The organism is Enterobacter roggenkampii (assembly GCF_001729805.1).
GTDB classification, from domain to species: Bacteria; Pseudomonadota; Gammaproteobacteria; order Enterobacterales; family Enterobacteriaceae; genus Enterobacter; species Enterobacter roggenkampii.
Genome location: NZ_CP017184.1, coordinates 2,259,822 through 2,278,406 on the forward strand (window position 1 = coordinate 2,259,822; position 18,585 = coordinate 2,278,406).

The following is an 18,585-nucleotide window of genomic DNA, read 5'->3' on the forward strand; positions in this document are numbered from 1 at the left end:
ATGGTTCTGTCATTTTCATTTCGTAGACTCGCTCGCGTCTAACGCCTTGTAAATGAAGCTAATTATGAACCTAACGCAAATTTTTCGCCGTATTGCGCAGCGTCTCACTCCCCGTCACTTTGGCCTGCTGACAGGGATCTTTTGCATTATTGGCCTTTTCTCCGCGCTGCAGCTCTCCTCGTCATTCCTGCTTAACGCCTCCCTGAACGAAGCCCAGCGCAACGAGCAGCAAAACCTGCTGGCGTGGCAGCAGCAGAGCAAGCTGGATCTGGCCCGCGTCTCTCTGCTGGCGGCAAGCGATCTCCTTAACCGCTCCGGCGTCTGGTTTATGCAGGATAAAGAGACCGGTTCCGACGGAAGCTGGCACAGCCTGATGGATGACGCGCAAAAGGCGCTGACGGTGTCTCAGCAGGCGTGGAAGGCCTGGCTGGCGCTGAATCCACCGAAAGACGACGCCCTGGTAAACAGCTATCAGCTCTTCTACGGCGCGATCAACGAGCAGGCGGAAGGTCTGGTCAAAACCAATACCATCGACGCTTTTTTTGCCGTCCCGGCGCAGGCTTTTCAGACCGATTTTAACGACAACTATGCGCGCTACCAGCAGGCAAGCGAGAAGCAGGCCATGCAGGGGCGTCAGAGCCTCATGGCGCAGCTTTCTGACCTGCAAACGTTATTCCTGTTTGCCCCGTTGCTGTTAGTCGCCATTGCCGCTGTCGTCTGGTTCGGTATGTCCCGATGGGTGATTACGCCGCTGCGTCGGCTCATCGCGCATATCAACCGGCTGGCAGCAGGGGATCTCTCCGGCACGCCGCCGAACGTCATGCGCTTCAACCGGGAGATAGGGCAGCTTAGCGACAGCATTGCCACGATGCAGCACGGCCTGCAGCAGCTGGTGACGCAGGTCAGCCACGCCACGGCTACCATGGTGGAGAACATTGACTCTCTGGCACAGGGTAACCAGAAGCTGTATCAGCAGTCGGCACGCCAGGCGAAAGAGCTTGAGGATGTGACGGCGCATATTGCGGCGCTGGAAAGCCACGTGGAAGGGAATACCGGCTATGCCAGACTCGCCAGCTCCCGGGCCGATGAAGCGCGCCAGGCAGCCGTGGGCGGCGACCAGATGATGTCGACCGTAAACGCGTCTATGCAGGCGATCGTCGACCGATCGTCTGAGATGCGCGGGATCGTGGCGATGATCGACAGCGTGGCGTTTCAGACGAACATCCTGGCGCTGAATGCCGCCATTGAGGCCGCCCATGCCGGAAATCAGGGGCGCGGGTTTGCCGTCGTCGCCCGCGAGGTTGGACTCCTGGCCAGAAAGAGCAGCCACTCGACGCAGACCATTCAGGAGCTGATCAACCGTTCACTGCAGGGTATCGAAGACGGTTCCCGTGCCGTCACTCTGATGGAAGAGAATTTGCAGCAGGTCACCGGTCTGGTGGGCAATTTGAGCAGTTTGCTGAATAAGATCTCCACCGCCACGCTCAGTCAGGGAGAGCGTATTCACCTGATGACGCGTCAGCTTCAGGCGCTGAACCAGGTCTCCCGTCAGACGGACCTGCTGGTCTCTGACGCCTCGGAGGCCTCTGAGCGGCTGCAAAAGCAATCCGATCTTTTATTGCAGGCCGTTTCGCGTTTTCGTCTTAGCGCCTGACGCAATACATAAGCCTCTGTTATACTCGCAGCCCGTTTTAGCCTGAGGGCAAGGAGCAAAGTGTGGCTGCGGTCATCCATAATGAGATGTTGGACGAGATTCTGGCGCAGGTTCGTCCGTTAATTGGAAAGGGGAAGGTTGCCGACTATATTCCGGCCCTTGCCTCGGTCAGCGGGAATAAGCTGGGTATTGCTATCTGCACCATCGACGGACAGCGATTCCAGGCAGGGGATGCAACAGAACGTTTTTCCATTCAGTCCATTTCGAAAGTGCTCAGTCTGGTTGCGGCGATGCGCCAGTATGAAGAAGACGAAATCTGGCAGCGCGTGGGTAAAGATCCGTCCGGCCAGCCTTTTAACTCGCTGCTTCAGCTTGAAATCGAGCAGGGTAAACCGCGAAATCCCTTTATCAACGCCGGGGCGCTGGTGGTCTGCGACATGCTGCAGAGCCGCCTCAGCGCGCCGCGTCAACGAATGCTGGAGATAGTACGCCAGCTCTCGGGGGTTGACGACATTGCCTACGATCCGGTGGTGGCCCGCTCGGAGTTCGAACACTCTGCCCGTAACGCGGCCATCGCGTGGCTGATGAAATCCTTCGGCAACTTCCATAACGACGTGGCGACCGTCCTGCAAAACTACTTCCACTACTGCGCCCTGAAAATGAGCTGCGTTGAGCTGGCTCAGACGTTCCTGTTCCTTGCGCATCAGGGGCACGCGCCGCACCTCGATCATGAGGTGGTTTCTCCTCTGCAGGCGCGCCAGGTCAACGCGCTGATGGCAACCAGCGGGATGTATCAAAACGCGGGCGAGTTTGCCTGGCGCGTTGGTCTCCCGGCCAAGTCGGGCGTGGGCGGCGGAGTGGTGGCGATTGTACCGCATGAAATGGCGATTGCGGTCTGGAGCCCCGAGCTGGATGAAACGGGAAATTCCCTTGCCGGTGTCGCGGTTCTGGAGAAACTGACCCAGCGTATGGGACGTTCCGTTTACTGATGTCTGACCTGGATCCCCTTTTTTCCCGTCTGGCGCGATCGACGTTTCGCTCGCGCTTCCGCTTAGGCGATAAGGAACGGCAGTATTGCTGGGACAAAGGCCCCGATACCATTGATCAGCATGCCGCTGATTTTGTCGAAAAGCGCCTTGCCCCTGCACAACCCGCGAATGACGGCAAACAGACGCCCATGCGCGGTCACCCGGTATTTATCGCCCAGCATGCCACCGCCACCTGTTGTCGGGGCTGTCTGGCGAAATGGCATAATATTCCTCACGGTGTTCAGCTCACCGCGCAGCAGCAGCAGTATATCGTCAGCGTGATTCACCACTGGCTGGTGCTCCAGATGTACGCCTAAATTTGACGAGTTATGATCCCGTTATATTTGTGTTATAGATTCATCCTAAGTGAGCGCCGATCGTGCTGACGACCGCAATAACTGCCATAAGCTTTCATATGGAATGAAATTTAATGCGTTCTGCTCTTACCGCTTTCAGGCCGTTCCAGCCTGACACGCCGCTGCGAAATGCATCGACGATCTTTATCCTCACCACTTTGTTCTATTTTGTGGGTGCGGAATTACGTCTCGTGGAGGCCTTGTCGCTGTTCTGGCCCCTCAACGGCGTGATGGCAGGGATCTTTGCCCGCTATGTTTTTCTGAATCGCCTGCATTACTACGCGGTATCGTATGTCGCCATGCTGATGTATGACGCGGTGACGACCAACTGGGGGATAGCCTCCGTGGTGATTAACCTGTCTAACATGGTCTTTATCGTCGTGGTCGCCGTGCTGATTCAGCGTGACAGGCGGCTGATGAAGAAAACCCCGGATCCGCTTAACGCATTACGCCTGTTCAACTACTGCCTGATTGCTGCGCTGCTGTGCGCACTGCTCGGCGCGGTGGGGTCGGTCGGGATTGACAGCCACACCTTCTGGCCGCTCTTTGCCGACTGGTTTAGCGAGCAGTTCTCAACCGGCGTGCTTGTTGTGCCGTGTATGCTCACGATAGGCATGCCCGTGCGCGAATTCAGGTTACGTCTGGAGCAGCTATTACCGGTTATTGCGCTGATCGTCTCGGTGGTCGCGTCAGTCGTGATTGGCGGCGCGGGGAGCCTCTCTTTTCCACTGCCTGCGCTTATCTGGTGTGCGGTACGCTACCCATTGCCTGTGACCTGCTTGCTGACGTTTGTCACGGGCGCCATTGAAATTATTCTGGTCGCCAATTCGGTGATTAATATTGCCGTGGCGACACCGCTGACCACCCCAATGATGTTTTCTGCCCGGCTGGGTATTGCCACGATGGCGATCTGTCCGGTGCTGGTTTCCGTCAGCATGGCAGCCATTAATTCCCTGATCCGTCAGGTTTCCCTGCGGGCGGATTATGACTTTTTAACGCAGGTTTATTCGCGTTCCGGACTTTATGAGGCGTTAAAACACGAAGAGACGCACCGCCATTCGCGTTTCCTGACCGTTATGCTGCTGGATATCGATTACTTCAAAAGCATCAACGATAACTACGGCCACGAGTGTGGCGACCGCGTGCTGGCGTCATTCGCCCGGCAGGTTCAGCAGGTGGTCGGTGAAGACGGGATGGTCGCGCGTATGGGCGGGGAAGAGTTCGCGGTGGTGGTCAACTCTGGCGACGCTCGACACGGTTATGAACTGGCGGAACGTATCAGAACTACCGTCGCTAACCATCCTTTTACATGGCGTCAGCAAACGCTCTCTCTGACGGTCAGTATTGGCCTTGGAAGCGGGAAGGCGCAGGCATGGCAGTTGACCGAGGTCTTCAACAAACTCATGACCGAAGCGGACGATCACCTCTATCGTTCAAAAAAAGCGGGTCGAAATCGTACCAGCGCCCGGGTCGCGGACGAGCATATTACTGCCGCCACCGGGCATGAAACAGAGCTGCGTTAATCGTCATAAGGCATTGTCGTGAATAGCAAGTGGCTTAACAGACTGTCAGAACACTGACAATGTCACTGTTTAAGCTACGCTTTGAGTAACGCTTTACGTCAGGAGACATTATGAAAGCACCTGCAACCCCTGAAAATGAAACAGACAGACTGAACTCGCTGCGCGAATCAGGTCTGCTTGAGATCGACAGTTCCCCGGCGTTTGACCGGCTTACGCGTCTGGCGAAGCGCTTCTTCCAGGTGCCGCTGGCAATGGTCAACCTCATTGATGAGCACTCGCTGATCGTGAAGTCGGCCGATGGCAAGGCGCCTGACACCGTTCCGCGTAATATCTCGTTTTGTGGCCATACGATCCTCACCGAAGCACCGCTGGTGGTAGGGGATATGCTGCAGGACGATCGTTTTGCGGATAATCCGCTGGTGGCGGGTGAACCTCGCGTGCGTTTTTATGCGGGCTTCCCGCTGCGCTTACGGGATGGCGCCAGCGTGGGTTCGCTGTGTCTGATTGATTACGCCCCCCGTGAGTTCTCGGCGGCCGATCTTGCCGTGCTGGGAGACCTGGGCGCGCTGGCAGAAGATGAGTTTGCCGCCATCAGCGCGGCGACCACGGATGAGTTAACCGGCTTATTCAACCGCCGGGGCTTTAATCAGCTGGTGCGGTTTACGCTTTCGGTTGCCCGACGCCGGGCGGAGCCGCTGACGCTCGGCTGGCTGGATTTGGATCGCTTTAAGGAGATTAACGATCGCTACGGGCATGAAGAGGGCGATAAGGCGCTTAAAGTTATGGCGCAGCTGATGCGCAGCGCTTTCCGTGAGGCCGATATGCTGGTGCGTTTTGGCGGGGATGAGTTCGCGGTGCTGTTCGCGGATACCGACGAGCAGGGCGCCTGGATAGCCATGCAGTATCTCGCCGAGCAGGTGGAAAGCTATAACGCCCGCAAGCTTCACCCGTGGTCGCTACACTTCTCATGGGGGCTCAGTGAATTCGATCATAACGGCAACGACCTGCAACAGTGGTTAAAAGATGCCGATGAAAAGATGTATGCCATGAAGCAGCAGCGCCAGCGCGCCCGGTGACATAATAAAAGCCTATGTCCGAACCGCTTGCGTTAATAAGTTGTTAAACCCAAAGTGAGCGTATTCAACGTAAGGAAAAACAATGAATACCTCACTGCAAATCAAAACCCTCACCCGGGAAGAGATCCTCATCCATCTTGATGCGCTGGCCGGGATCCTCGAAAACTGCGTAAACGGCGGGGCATCCGTCAGCTTTATGCTCCCTTTTAGCCTCGACAAGGCCCGTACTTTCTGGCGCGGTATTGCCGAAAGCGTCGCGCGAGGCGAGCGGCTGGTGCTTGCCTGCGTCGATGCGCAGGACGGCGTCATCGGAACGGTGCAGCTGATCACAGATCAGCCGGAAAACCAGCCGCATCGCGCCGATGTGGCGAAGCTGCTGGTTCACGAGAAAGCGCGTCGAAAAGGGGCCGCGATGGCATTGATGGAAGCGCTGGAGGCTGAGGCCCGGGCCAGAGACATTTCTGTGCTGGTGCTCGATACCTCCACCGGCAGCGGGGCCGAAATTTTCTACCTGCGTGCCGGCTGGCAAAAGGTTGGTGAGATCCCGCGCTACGCGCTGATGCCTGACGGCGCCCTGACCGCCACCTCTGTGTTTTATAAGTTCTTATAATTATTTTGCACAACCGCACCGCGGATTGATCAAAACAGGGTTTCTGGTCGTTAAGTTTTGATAAGTTATCGTACCAATCTTATCAGGCTGTATGACTAATCATAAAAGGAATCCCCTTGTGAACACGCTCAACCGTCGTGATTTTCCCGGTGCGCACTATCCAGAACGCATCATTCAGTTTGGTGAAGGCAATTTCCTGCGTGCGTTTGTCGACTGGCAAATTGACCTGTTAAACGAACATACCGATCTTGACGCTGGCGTGGTAATCGTTCGCCCGATTCAGAGCGACTTCCCGCCGTCGTTAAGCACCCAGGATGGGTTGTACACCACGATCGTTCGTGGCCTGAATGATCAGGGCGAGGCGGTGAGCGAGGCCCGGCTGATCCGCTCCGTTAACCGGGAAATCAGCGTCTATGACGACTATGGCGCATTTCTGAAACTGGCTCACAATCCCGATATGCGGTTTGTCTTCTCGAACACCACCGAAGCGGGTATCAGCTACCACGCGGGTGACAGCGTCGACGATGCCCCTGCGGTGAGCTATCCGGCGAAGCTGACGCGTCTGCTGTTTGAGCGCTTTAGCCACTTCAACGGTGCGGCTGACAAGGGCTGGATCATCATTCCCTGCGAGCTGATTGACTACAACGGTGACGCACTGCGTGAACTCGTCTTACGCTATGCGCAGGAGTGGGCGCTGCCTGCCGCCTTTATGCAGTGGCTCAACGACGCCAACAGCTTCTGCTCGACGCTGGTTGACCGTATCGTGACAGGCTATCCCCGCGATGAAGCGGCCGCACTGGAGGCTGAACTGGGTTATCACGATGGGTTCCTCGACACGGCCGAACATTTTTATCTGTTTGTGATTCAGGGGCCGGCATCTCTTGCGCATGAACTTCGTCTGGATAAGTACCCGTTAAACGTGCTGATTGTCGATGACATCAGGCCTTACAAAGAACGCAAGGTGGCCATTCTGAACGGCGCGCACACGACGCTGGTGCCGGTCGCCTTCCAGGCCGGGCTGGATACTGTAGGCGATGCGATGAATGATGCGGAGATCTGCGCGTTCGTCGAAAAAGCGATTTATCAGGAGATCATTCCGGTCCTCGATTTGCCGCGTAACGAGCTGGAATCGTTCGCCAGTGCGGTGACAGGACGTTTTCGTAATCCCTACATCAGACACCAGCTGCTCTCCATCGCGCTTAACGGTATGACCAAATACCGTACCCGCATCCTGCCGCAGCTGCTGGCAGGGCAGAAGGCGACGGGGCAATTACCGGCTCGCCTGACGTTTGCACTGGCCGCATTGATCGCGTTTTATCGCGCGGAGCGTAACGGGGAGAGCTATCCGGTGCAGGATGATGCACGCTGGCTGGAACGTTATCAGCAGCTGTGGGCGCAGCACCGCGATCGGCAGCTTAGCACCCGTGAACTGGTGCAGTCGGTGCTCAGCGCACGTGAACACTGGGAGCAGGACTTGACGCAGGTAAGCGGTCTTGTCGACCAGGTCACGCTGGATCTGGATGCCATTCTGCTTAAGGGCATGCGCGCCGCGGTTAAACCGCTTTGCTAATGCATTCACCCGGCTTCGGCCGGGTTTGAATAAGCCCTATTTAGTTACAACATACTATGTGCTTTGTCTTTAAAAAAGCACATGCAGCACCGTGCGAATTTCGCTAATCAGGGGAGAAAATGCAATGTCCCGTTAACAAGCTTGCAACGGTGACGGGGATCACGTTTAATAGCCTCGCTCTTTTCTTGCCTGAAACTCACTATGATCGTTCGTCCTAAACAGCACTGGCTACAACTGATTTTTGTCTGGCACGGTTCGGTACTTCCCAAGATCTATACCCGATTGCTGCTCAACTTCCTGCTCTCTATCGCCGTTATCCTGATGTTACCGTGGTATACCTCGCTCGGTATCAAATTTACCGTGGCGCCATTCAGCATTCTCGGCGTGGCGATCGCTATCTTTCTGGGTTTCAGAAACAACGCCTGTTATTCTCGCTACGTTGAGGCGAGGCTGCTCTGGGGGCAGTTGATGATAGCGGCACGCTCGCTGTTTCGCGAGGTAAAAAACACCTTACCCGACGATAAGCACCTCGGCGAATTTGTCCGCCTGCAGATTGCTTTCGCCAACTGTCTGCGCATGACCCTGCGCCGGGAACTGAACGCTGAGCAGCTCTCTCGTTATCTTGCTGCAGAGGATTTACGTAAAGTCATGGACGCCAACTCACCGGCGAACCGTATTTTGCTGATCATGGGGGAGTGGCTGGCCGTGCGGCGGCGAAACGGGCAACTCTCAGACATTCTGTTCCATAGCCTGAACAACCGTCTGAACGACATGTCTATCGTCCTTTCCGGCTGCGAGCGCATTGCGACCACGCCGGTGCCGTTTGCCTACACGCTGATTTTGCACCGCACGGTATATCTGTTCTGCATCATGCTGCCGTTCGCGCTGGTTGTGGACCTGCACTACATGACGCCCTTTGTCTCTGCGCTGATTTCCTACACCTTTATTTCGCTGGACACCCTGGCGGAAGAGCTGGAAGACCCGTTTGGCACAGAAGATAACGACCTGCCGCTGGACGCCATCTGCAACATGATGGAACGCGATCTGCTGCAGATGAATGATGAGGAGAACATTCCGGACAGGCTGATGCCGGATAAGCACTATCAGCTGACCTGACGGGCGTTCCACTCGTCGCGGGTAATCTCCCACAGCTCGGAGTCCAGCATCCCGCTGACGTAGGCTTTCTTCTCCGTTCTGATAAGCCGCATGCCGCTACTGTCAGAAATACGGCGGGAGCGGCTGTTGGCGGCGGCCTTCGGGGCCCGCAAAACGGATTTGTTTAGCGTGTTGAACCAGTAATCCGTCGCCGCAATACTGGCTTCGCGCATATATCCGAAACCCTGAAACTCCGGCGCGAGCCAGAACCCGCGGTTGTTATCCTCGACGTCGTACAGGCAAATAATGCCCATCAATTCATCCGGCACCTCACGTCGCCGGATGCTCCAGAACCAGGCAATCCCTTTTGCCATATCCGGCAGCGCCACGTTGTTGACATAGTTTTCCGCGCCGTTATCCGGGTAGGGCCAGGGCACGGAAGAGACCATATAGCGGACGATCTCCCAGCGCGGATACAGCGTTTGTATCTGGACGGCATCTTCGGTAACCAGCGGTTTCAGCAGTAAACGTTCTGTCGTGAGCGTCGGTATCGTCATGCGCGGATCTCCCTTTTTAGGCGTTATGCTTTTGTTTGCGTTCTGGTATTTTCATCTATGTGACGTTCTGGCAACAAAAAAATCAAGGCTCTTATCCGCGCGGGCCTTATCCGAAACGCTTTCCAACCGGGCCGGTTCAGGTAGAACTCACTCGACAACTTGGGCAAGTGGTAACAAGTGCCGCAGCATTGGCAGGAAGTGCGGTGAGCGGCGTTATTGCAGCGCCCAGTAACTTACCACGGACCGGTAAATACATTATCGGTACCATTCAGTCACTGGCGGTATTCTGATGAAGTTTTTGAGTTTGTTAACCGGACGGGTTTTCCAGGATCTCCTGCAACATGGTAAAGATATAGAGGAGGCTATTGCTCGTCGTGATACCCGCCTTCTGGATAATTCCACTCCCGAGCTGGAACGGTATTTTTCGCGCCCCCTCAGCGAGCTTCCGCGTCAAAATCCTTACCCGGTAGCTATGCTGTTACCTTTGTTTTTAGTGGCGTTTGCGCTAAACCTTTTGCCTTTTCTCAGCACGTTGCAGGGTTTGTCACCTTTACATCATGCATTGAGCTTTTTCTTACCATCATTGACGATGACAGGCGCGCTCATTGTGACAAGCGTACTACTGGCTCGTGGAAAGACGTCGGGATTGTCGGGCTTTATGGCGTTGTTCATCATCCTGCTGATAACGACCCTCGTTCAGGTTCTACATGTCATGCTTTCTCATGATGGAAGCCTCTGGCCACACGTCATTGCATCTTTCGCGCTGTTACTTTGTCGGGTGGTGATGAACGGCAGCGGCTTTGTTCTGTTTACGCTCTATTGTCGTACTCAGCGTCTTGCCAGATTGGCACGGGAAATGCGGCTAAAAAGCCGTTAAAGGGGGAGGTTATGACATTACGAAAAGCCACGCCACAGGAAGCCGAAACACTCTGGAATATACGCAATCAGGCGATTCGTCACGGCTGTACAACCAGTTACGACGCTGAGGTCATTGCGCGCTGGACGCCCGATCTGATGCCCGAACGCTATCGGCAGATGGTCATTGAATACCCTTTTTACGTGGTTGAAGATGAAAAGGGCGATGTTGCGGCAACCGGCTACCTCGATCTGGATACCCATTGCCTGGAGGCGATTTTCACCTTGCCCGCAGCCTCCGGCAAAGGCATGGCGACCCGGATTATCGAGGTCCTCAAACATGAGGCCCGTAGCCGGGGGATAACCCGCCTGACGCTTGATGCAACGCCTAACGCCCAGTCGTTTTATCAGAAGCTGGGGTTTGTGACGCTGCGCGAAAACTATCATCACTCGCGTATGGCGGGGGCTGATTTACGCTGTTTTGAAATGGCGATTACTCTGTAATGTGAGGAAAACATGGCTGTTACGGTACGATCTCTATGCAAAGACGACTATTCCCAATGGCGACCGCTGTGGGACGGCTATACCCATTTTTATGATTGCTACCTTGAGGAATCCGTCACCGCAGCGACGTGGGAAAGGGCGCTCTCAGCGCATTCATCGATGTTCTGCCGGGTCGTGGAGAAGGACGAAAAGATCATCGGTTTCGCAATGTGTGTTCTGCATGAAGGCACATGGTCAACGGCCCCCGTCTGCTACCTGGAAGATCTGTTTGTTGATGCTGCCGAACGCGGGGCGGGGGCCGGTAAGGCGCTCATTGACGCTCTGATTGAGGAAGGCAAGCGCGAAGGGTGGTCGAAACTGTACTGGGTCACCCGGGAGAACAATCCGGCGCGTAAACTTTATGACAAATATGGTGAAGCTGACGACTACGTCCGCTACCGTCTCTCCCTCTAAGACTTCAAGGCCTGTGTTTGTATCACACTGTATCAGCGTCCCGGATACATACACAGGCTTGCAATAAACACGCTTTCGCACATATCCGCTATACATTGAGGTGTTGTGATATCCCCGTGAATTGTACTCAACCGGAGATACCAACATGTTCAGCAAACTTGCTTACTCAACCCTCGCACTGACCGTTTCGCTTGGCACCGTGATGTCCTGTCAGGCGGAAGCCACCGGCACGAATTTCGCGGCCGCCTTTGATCATCCCCAGCAAATTAACGCTGGCGATCTGAACGTCGGTTATGTCGACATTGGTCCGAAGGACGGTCAGCCGGTTATTTTATTGCACGGCTGGCCCTACGATATTCACAGCTACGCCGAGGTTGCACCGGCTCTGGCGGCAAAAGGGTACCGGGTCATTGTGCCGTCTCTGCGCGGCTACGGTACCACGCGCTTCCTGTCAGCAAACACACCGCGCAACGGCCAGCCCTCGGCGATGGCGAAAGATATCGTTAATCTGATGGATGCCCTGAATATCAGGCAGGCGGTGTTTGCAGGCTATGACTGGGGCGCCCGGACGGCGGATATCGTCGCGGCGCTGTGGCCAGAGCGCGTAAAATCACTGGTGTCGGTGAGCGGGTATCTCATCAGCAGCCAGCAGATTGGCAAACAGCCGCTGCCGCCAAAAGCAGAGCAGCAGTGGTGGTATCAATTCTATTTTGCGACAGAGCGCGGTGCGGAAGGCTATGCCAAAAACACGCATGACTTTGCGCGCTTAATCTGGTCGCAGGCCTCGCCTGACTGGAAATTCAGCGACGCGGTCTTTAACGCCAGCGCCAAATCCCTCGATAACCCGGACCACGTCGCGGTGACGCTCAGTAACTATCGTTGGCGTTTAGGGCTGGAAAAAGGCGAGCGCAAATACGACCGCTACGAGCAAAAACTGGCCACGCTGCCGAATATCACCGTACCAACGATCACCATCGAAGGCGGCAACAACGGCGCGCCGCATCCGGCACCGCAGGCCTATGCAGCTAAATTTACCGGCAAATATGAGCACCGTACCTTCGGGGCAACCGTGGGGCACAATCCGCCTCAGGAAGATCCGCAGGATTTCGTTAAGGCGGTTATCGACGCGGATAAGCTGTGAAATGTGCTATTTTCAGTACGTTACCCTTCGGTCTGGAGAGTTCGGTGGAACATATTGACCACATCCTTGTCGTCGATGACGACAGGGATATTCGTGAACTGATAGTCGATTATCTCGTTAAGTCCGGTTATCGCGCCTCCGGCGCGGCGAACGGCAAAGAGATGCGTGCCGTGCTGGATAAACAGCATATCGACCTGGTAGTGCTGGATATCATGATGCCCGGTGACGACGGCCTTACGCTGTGTCGAGAGCTGCGCGTCGGGAAGTATAAAGATTTGCCCATTCTGATGCTGACCGCGCGCAACGAGGAGACGGACAGGATCCTGGGGCTGGAGATGGGGGCGGATGATTACGTCGTGAAGCCGTTTGTCGCACGTGAGCTACTGGCGCGCATTAAAGCGATTTTACGGCGTTTTCGCACGATGCCGCCCAATTTACAGGTAACGGAAGCAGGGCGTCTGGTGATATTCGGTGAATGGCAGCTCGATACCGTCGCTCGCCACTTAATCGACCCGGAAGGGGTGATCGTCGCGCTCAGCGGAGCGGAGTATCGTCTGCTGCGCGTTTTCCTTGACCATCCGCAGCGCGTGCTGACCCGAGACCAATTGCTCAACCTGACGCAGGGGCGAGACGCCGAGCTGTTTGAACGCTCAATCGACCTGCTGGTTAGCCGGGTTCGCCAGCGTCTCAATGAAGATGCCCGCACGCCCGCCTATATCAAAACCGTGCGCAGCGAAGGCTACGTCTTTACGATGCCGGTGACCATCAAAGAGGTTAACGAATGACGATCTGGCCGCGCTCGCTGCTGGCCCGTTTGCTGCTCGTCGTGCTGGCCGGTCTGCTGCTGGCTAACGCCCTGAGCCTGACGCTGGTCATGGTTGAACGCATGCACAGCGCCCGCACGGTGATGCTCGGTAATCTGGAAAACGATGTCGCAACCAGCGTCGCCATTTTAGATCGCTTACCGGCCAGCGAACGCGCCGCCTGGCTGCCGCGGCTTGAACGAGGTAACTATCGTTATATCCTGGGCACAGGGGAACCCGGCGCAGAGCCGACGGATAAGCGTTCGCAGGACGCCATCAGAACCTTAAAAGCGACGCTGGCCGCGCATTACCCGCTTAGCTTTACCGCCGTTCCTGGCGCCATTTCACATATTCAGGCCCACCTTACGTTACGTGATGGCGCACCGCTGACCATTGACCTGATCCCACGCATGCCGCCCGTCGCCAGCTGGCTCCCGGTCGTCCTCATCCTGCAGCTGCTCGTACTGGCAGTCTGCGCCTGGATCGCCGTGCGGCAGGTGGTACGGCCTTTTTCACACTTTACCCGCGCGGTGGATGCGCTGGATCCGGCGGCCAGCACGCCTATGACGGAAAAAGGGCCGCTTGAGGTGCAGCGGGCAGCGCATGCCTTCAACGCCATGCAGGCGCGCATTCAGTCTTATCTCCGGGAACGCGCGCAGATCCTGGCCTCGATTTCTCACGATCTCCAGACGCCCATTACCCGCATGAAGCTGCGCGTCGAAATGGCCGGAGAGCCTGAACTTCGCGACAAGCTCCTGAACGACCTTGATAACATGTCTCGTCTGGTGCGGGAGGGCATTGCGTATGCCCGGTCATCGGAATCACTGGAGGAGACGTCACTGAAGCTGGAGCTGAACGCCTGGATCAACAGCATCGCCTGCGATTATCAGGACATCGGTAAAAACGTGCACTTTCAGGCAAGCGAAACCCGCTTGCCCATCGTCACGCGGCCGCAGGCGCTTCGCCGGGTGATGACCAACCTGCTGGATAACGCCCTCAAATTCGGCGAGCGTGCTGCGATTGCGATAGACGATTCGTCGGACAGCGAGGTCATTATTCACATTATGGACGACGGACCGGGAATACCCGAAGCCGAGCTGGAGGCGGTTCTGCAGCCGTTTTATCGGGTTGAAACCTCGCGTAACCGCGATACCGGCGGGACAGGACTCGGCCTGGCGATTGCCGCGCAGCTGACCGCACAGCTGGAAGGAAAACTCAGGCTGGAGAACCGCGCCGGGGGCGGACTGGATGTCGCCATTACGTTACCGCGTCGTTCGTAAAATTGTACGGCTTTGTATCTCCCGGCCTGGGCGATACAGAGCCAGACAAAACCCACGCGTTTACACATACCCTGAACACATCCGCACGATGAAATAGCCTCACTGCAGTGTCGCAGGACATGTCATGTGAGGTCACTATGTTTCTGGTAATCGCTTTTCTGGGCGGGATGATAAGCCTGCTCAGCCCATGTACGCTCCCGGTTATTCCACTCCTGTTCGCCGGTTTCCAGGGGCAGCGTCGGCATATTCTGGCCCTGCTTGCGGGGATGATCGTGATGTTCACCCTGGTGGCAATGGTCGTCACCGTCGCCAGCGAGTGGATAACAGAGGCAACCATTGTCGGGCGCTGGATCGCGCTCGTCATTCTGGCCACAGCCGCGCTGGCCTTGATTTTCCCGTCTTTCGCCCAGCGTATTGCGGGACCGGCCGTCAGCGCGGGAAATGTTCTCAACAGCCGCAGCGGGCAAACGCGCGGAATGGCATCGGCTTTTCTGGCCGGGCTAGCGGTTGGGCTGCTCTGGTCTCCCTGCGCCGGGCCTATTCTGGGCGCGATTTTCAGCATTAATATTGCGGGGCATTCGGCCATCGCCACAGGCGCACTGCTTGCCGCCTATGGCAGCGGATGCGCGCTGATGCTGGGTCTACTCGCGTTCGGCGGACGCTCGCTGATGGCACCACTGAGAGCAAAATCGGCGCTAATGGCGAAGCTGCGTCAGGGGGCGGGGGTGGCGATGTTAGCCGCAGTCATCCTGAACGCGACGGGGATGACTTCGCTACTGAAAGGGGCAAACGGCGTCGCGGACCGTCTTGAGACGGCGCTCTTGAATCTGGCGAAACCTGCCACCGCGCCGGTGAAGCTCCAGCCGGTAGTCATGACAGAGCCCAGCAGCCAGCTGCCTTCGCTAAGCGGTGGAACAGGGTGGATAAACGGTGACCCTGTCACGTCTGAATCGTTACTGGGAAAGGTTGTACTGATTGATTTCTGGACGTGGGACTGCATTAATTGCCAGCATACGCTCCCCCATGTGCGGGAGTGGGCCACAAAGTACCAGCCGCAGGGTCTGGTGGTGATTGGCGTTCACACCCCGGAATATCCCTGGGAGAAACCGCTGTCGTCGGTTAAAAATGCGGTTAAGAAATGGCTACTGCCGTATCGGGTGGTGACGGATAACAACTATCAAATCTGGAATGCGTTCGGCAATCAGTACTGGCCAGCACATTACTATTTTGATGCCAAAGGGCAGCTGCGCTATACCGCCTTTGGCGAAGGTGACTATGAGCAACAGGAAAAGGTTATCCAGCAGCTGCTCAAAGAAGCCCGCTCATAATCGGATCAGGGCTGGCGTTGAGCCACGATAAACAACCTTGGAAAAGCCAGCAGTATCTGCCCGTTTTCCTGGAGCGGATACTGCTCTTCCAGCAGTTCATGGTAGCGTTTCAGGAACCGTTTCTGCTCGCTCTCGTTCAGTTCCTGAAGCCAGGGGCGCAGGCCGGTAGCGCTTACCCAGTCAATAATCGCCTGATGAGAGCTCATTTTGTGATAATAGGTTGTCCGCCAGATATCCACGTCACAGCCAGCTTCCGACAGAATATCGTAATAAGCGTGTACGCCCGGCAGCGGTTCGCGGCCACGATCTGGGTAGTCTTGCTCCAGCGCCACTTCACGCATCGCCACATGGGTGGGTTCCAGCCAGTTATCAGGCATCTGGACCGCCAGCACGCCATTTAGCTTAAGCAGGGAAACAAGATGCGGCAGGAGATCGTAATGGTCCGGAATCCATTGCAGCGACGCGTTGGCATAAATCAGGCTCAGCGGCTGGCCGGGCGCGTACTGACGAATATCGGCCTCTACAAAATGGCAATCGGGTAAGTCGGCGCGTGCTTCCTCGAGCATGGCAGGGGAGTTATCGACCCCGGTGATGTGAGCAGAAGGCCAGCGATGCTTCAACAGCGCGGTGCTGTTTCCCGGTCCGCAGCCCAAATCCGCGATGGTAGCGGCCTCATCCAGAGGAACTCTGGCGAGCAGTTCTGCGGCCGGACGCGTTCTTTCTGCGCCAAATTGCAGGTAAAGAGAAGGGTTCCAGTCGGCCATTATCAATTCTCCGTTTTGCATGTTTCTGCAAGAATAGCACAGGCAGATGCCTGCAAAGCGGTATTGGCGAGGGTGTTTGGCCAGAAGAAGCCAGCAGAGTCAGAAAATGAGGAAAGGTGCAAAAAATAATAAAACGGAAATATTACCCCTTAAAAGATTAAGGGGCAATACATTTATTGTAATTATTTTATGATTATTGTTTTTTAATATTTTATCGGCAAAGTGCTTCTTATGCTCTGTACCCGAAACTTTAAATATTAGATAATCATCGATGGGTATATCCCTGGTGTTTCGTAGGTCTTTGACCTCCTGGCCGCTTAGTTTTGCGAGAACTTCGTGGTCAGGTACTTTTTAAGTATAGGGAATATGCGGCACAATGAAAGCTGTCCTAAAAGACAGGTGATAATAGTTTCAGGTGTTATTATCAGGAACAAGAGCATGAATTCTGTCATTGAATTTTTTTTACACGACTACGATGATTTACCCCCAGCATTAGCGCGCGAACTTTACCGGCTCCGGAGAAAAACGTTTCGGGACCGACTCGACTGGAAAGTGGAATGCGTCGAAGGTATGGAGAAGGATCAATTTGATTCCCATAACACGACATATTTACTGGGTATGTATGATGGACAACTGTTATGCGGCGCACGATTTATTAACGCAACGCAGCCCACAATGATAAGCGAAATTTTTCATAATTATTTCGATAACCCCATTGTTTTTCCCGCAGATGTTCCTTGTTGTGAAGTGAGCCGTTTATTTTTAGATAAAGAAATACGAGATTCCGCAAGTCTGCATGGCGTGCCCGCCAGTAAAGCATTGTTTCTTGCAATGAATATTTATTGCATGAAGAACAAATATCATGGGATGTATGCTGTAGCCAGTCGTGGAATGTATGCCATATTTCGCCATGCGAACTGGAAAGTTGAAGTTATTCAGCGCGGTGTTTCTGAAAAAGGCGAGATTATTTACTATATTTATATGCCCGCCAGCACCAGCATTATTGAAGACATTATTAGCAAAGACAAATCCAGTCACTGGCTTCGCGAAATGCTCGAGCACTTACGCCATTTATAACCAGTGGCTGAGGCTCAGTCCTCCAGTAACCGGAGTTCCGTTCCAAGTTTTATTGCGTGCCTTGCATTATTCACGCCGAGCTTTTTCATGATGTTGCCCATATGGAATTTAACGGTGCGCTCAGCAATAGACAATATAACAGAAATTTCTGCGTACGTTTTTCCGGCGCTGACCCATTTAAGGATTTGGCGCTCACGTGGCGACAGGAAAACATTCTTTTTCTGCTGATGCTGACTATACAGATTGAGTGTCTTCTGGTGTAACTGAACAAGGAAACGTAGAAAATGCGGCCGATATTTTTCAATGTCAATCCCAGAATGCTTAGGACTGATGACGGATAAGACAACAAGATTATTCAAATAGTCATGCAGAGGAAACGTCTGTCCCTGATAAATATCATACTGGACACTTTCGTCGAAAATACGCGTCAGGTTATAACCATCTGACAGGACAACATCACTTTCCCAGAAAAAATCTTCCACACAGCGCAAAGCCCGAATGATAACAGGGTCAATGAACTGATATTTTTTTTCAAGGTAGATAGTAAACCACTCTGGACTGTTATTGATTATCCTCATCTGTGAGGGATCTTTCTTGTTCATAATGGCGTAGGCGAAGACGATCCCTTTGAAGTCCTCAAAAAACGCGTCCAGCTCACTCTGAATTTGCGTATTGATCGTTAAGTCGTTGTAATATGTATCCTTCACGTGAGTTGCTGCCTCCTGTACGAGTGGAGGAGCAAGTATAATATGCTTCGTTATCTGTAGCGAGTCGCATTTTAATCCAGTCAACAGATAAGACAGGCTGCCTCAACTGGCAGCCTCGTGAACGTTTGGGATTTTTGAATGGTAAATGCAGATGACTTAGGGAATTGTTGATGTTTTTATCGAATTTCGAAATCGTTCACTAAA

Annotated in this window: 19 protein-coding genes; 16 read left to right on the forward strand and 3 right to left on the reverse strand. The window is 54.7% G+C overall.

What is annotated here, in order from left to right; all coding sequences use genetic code 11:
- Window positions 1–64: 64 nt before the first annotated feature.
- The 8 genes from BFV67_RS10590 (at window position 65) to BFV67_RS10625 (ending at window position 8,933) form a co-directional block, all read left to right on the forward strand.
- Entirely contained in the window at window positions 65–1,654 is a 1,590-nt protein-coding gene (locus BFV67_RS10590; protein WP_069598283.1) for a methyl-accepting chemotaxis protein, read from the forward strand.
- A 62-nt stretch (window positions 1,655–1,716) separates the two neighbouring features.
- The gene (gene glsB, locus BFV67_RS10595; protein ID WP_069598284.1) at window positions 1,717–2,643 is read left to right on the forward strand and encodes a glutaminase B; all 927 of its coding nucleotides are present in this window, start codon (window positions 1,717–1,719) and stop codon (window positions 2,641–2,643) included.
- Window positions 2,643–2,999 carry a DUF4186 domain-containing protein gene (locus BFV67_RS10600; RefSeq protein WP_069598285.1) on the forward strand — a complete coding sequence of 119 codons (357 nt, stop codon included), beginning with the start codon at window positions 2,643–2,645 and terminating at the stop codon, window positions 2,997–2,999. The genes glsB and BFV67_RS10600 overlap by 1 nt, the downstream gene beginning before the upstream one ends.
- Window positions 3,000–3,112: 113 nt before the next feature.
- A complete protein-coding gene (locus BFV67_RS10605; RefSeq protein ID WP_069598286.1) occupies window positions 3,113–4,561 on the forward strand; it encodes a GGDEF domain-containing protein in 1,449 nt (482 codons plus the stop codon).
- 110 nt (window positions 4,562–4,671) lie between these two features.
- The gene (locus BFV67_RS10610) at window positions 4,672–5,637 is read left to right on the forward strand and encodes a sensor domain-containing diguanylate cyclase (RefSeq protein ID WP_021242497.1); all 966 of its coding nucleotides are present in this window, start codon (window positions 4,672–4,674) and stop codon (window positions 5,635–5,637) included.
- A gap of 82 nt (window positions 5,638–5,719) precedes the next feature.
- Window positions 5,720–6,247, forward strand: coding sequence for a GNAT family N-acetyltransferase (locus BFV67_RS10615; protein WP_008503205.1), 528 nt, complete (start codon window positions 5,720–5,722; stop codon window positions 6,245–6,247).
- Window positions 6,248–6,365: 118 nt separating this feature from the next.
- Window positions 6,366–7,817: a tagaturonate reductase gene (locus BFV67_RS10620; RefSeq protein ID WP_069598287.1), complete on the forward strand. Its 1,452-nt coding sequence runs from the start codon at window positions 6,366–6,368 to the stop codon at window positions 7,815–7,817.
- Between the two features lie 201 nt (window positions 7,818–8,018).
- Window positions 8,019–8,933: a bestrophin family protein gene (locus BFV67_RS10625; protein ID WP_023292420.1), complete on the forward strand. Its 915-nt coding sequence runs from the start codon at window positions 8,019–8,021 to the stop codon at window positions 8,931–8,933.
- Here the strand turns inward: BFV67_RS10625 and BFV67_RS10630 are convergent.
- Window positions 8,921–9,469 (reverse strand): GNAT family N-acetyltransferase, encoded by a 549-nt coding sequence (locus BFV67_RS10630; RefSeq protein ID WP_069598288.1) that lies wholly within the window; start codon window positions 9,467–9,469, stop codon window positions 8,921–8,923. The two genes, BFV67_RS10625 and BFV67_RS10630, sit on opposite strands and share 13 nt — an antisense overlap.
- A gap of 289 nt (window positions 9,470–9,758) precedes the next feature.
- On the opposite strand from BFV67_RS10630, the gene BFV67_RS10635 reads away from it, so the two are divergent.
- From BFV67_RS10635 to BFV67_RS10665, 7 genes are all read left to right on the forward strand, one after another.
- On the forward strand, window positions 9,759–10,346 hold the full coding sequence (locus BFV67_RS10635) for a hypothetical protein (RefSeq protein ID WP_023292418.1): 588 nt from the start codon (window positions 9,759–9,761) through the stop codon (window positions 10,344–10,346).
- A gap of 11 nt (window positions 10,347–10,357) precedes the next feature.
- Window positions 10,358–10,828 (forward strand): GNAT family N-acetyltransferase, encoded by a 471-nt coding sequence (locus BFV67_RS10640; protein ID WP_063418577.1) that lies wholly within the window; start codon window positions 10,358–10,360, stop codon window positions 10,826–10,828.
- A gap of 12 nt (window positions 10,829–10,840) precedes the next feature.
- Window positions 10,841–11,281, forward strand: coding sequence for a GNAT family N-acetyltransferase (locus BFV67_RS10645; protein WP_069598289.1), 441 nt, complete (start codon window positions 10,841–10,843; stop codon window positions 11,279–11,281).
- Window positions 11,282–11,426: 145 nt separating this feature from the next.
- Window positions 11,427–12,422 carry an alpha/beta fold hydrolase gene (locus BFV67_RS10650; RefSeq protein ID WP_021242489.1) on the forward strand — a complete coding sequence of 332 codons (996 nt, stop codon included), beginning with the start codon at window positions 11,427–11,429 and terminating at the stop codon, window positions 12,420–12,422.
- A 44-nt stretch (window positions 12,423–12,466) separates the two neighbouring features.
- Window positions 12,467–13,207 carry a response regulator gene (locus tag BFV67_RS10655; RefSeq protein ID WP_069598290.1) on the forward strand — a complete coding sequence of 247 codons (741 nt, stop codon included), beginning with the start codon at window positions 12,467–12,469 and terminating at the stop codon, window positions 13,205–13,207.
- Window positions 13,204–14,505: an ATP-binding protein gene (locus BFV67_RS10660; protein WP_069598291.1), complete on the forward strand. Its 1,302-nt coding sequence runs from the start codon at window positions 13,204–13,206 to the stop codon at window positions 14,503–14,505. Before BFV67_RS10655 ends, BFV67_RS10660 begins: the two co-directional genes overlap by 4 nt.
- Before the next feature lie 137 nt (window positions 14,506–14,642).
- The gene (locus tag BFV67_RS10665) at window positions 14,643–15,833 is read left to right on the forward strand and encodes a cytochrome c biogenesis protein/redoxin (RefSeq protein ID WP_069598292.1); all 1,191 of its coding nucleotides are present in this window, start codon (window positions 14,643–14,645) and stop codon (window positions 15,831–15,833) included.
- 5 nt (window positions 15,834–15,838) lie between these two features.
- Here the strand turns inward: BFV67_RS10665 and tam are convergent, their stop codons facing one another.
- Window positions 15,839–16,597, reverse strand: coding sequence for a trans-aconitate 2-methyltransferase (gene tam, locus BFV67_RS10670; protein WP_069598293.1), 759 nt, complete (start codon window positions 16,595–16,597; stop codon window positions 15,839–15,841).
- Window positions 16,598–17,035: 438 nt separating this feature from the next.
- On the opposite strand from tam, the gene BFV67_RS10675 reads away from it, so the two are divergent.
- Entirely contained in the window at window positions 17,036–17,674 is a 639-nt protein-coding gene (locus BFV67_RS10675; RefSeq protein WP_069598294.1) for an acyl-homoserine-lactone synthase, read from the forward strand.
- A 14-nt stretch (window positions 17,675–17,688) separates the two neighbouring features.
- On the opposite strand, the gene BFV67_RS10680 is transcribed toward BFV67_RS10675, so the two are convergent.
- The gene (locus tag BFV67_RS10680; protein ID WP_008503218.1) at window positions 17,689–18,381 is read right to left on the reverse strand and encodes a helix-turn-helix transcriptional regulator; all 693 of its coding nucleotides are present in this window, start codon (window positions 18,379–18,381) and stop codon (window positions 17,689–17,691) included.
- Window positions 18,382–18,585: the final 204 nt, after the last annotated feature.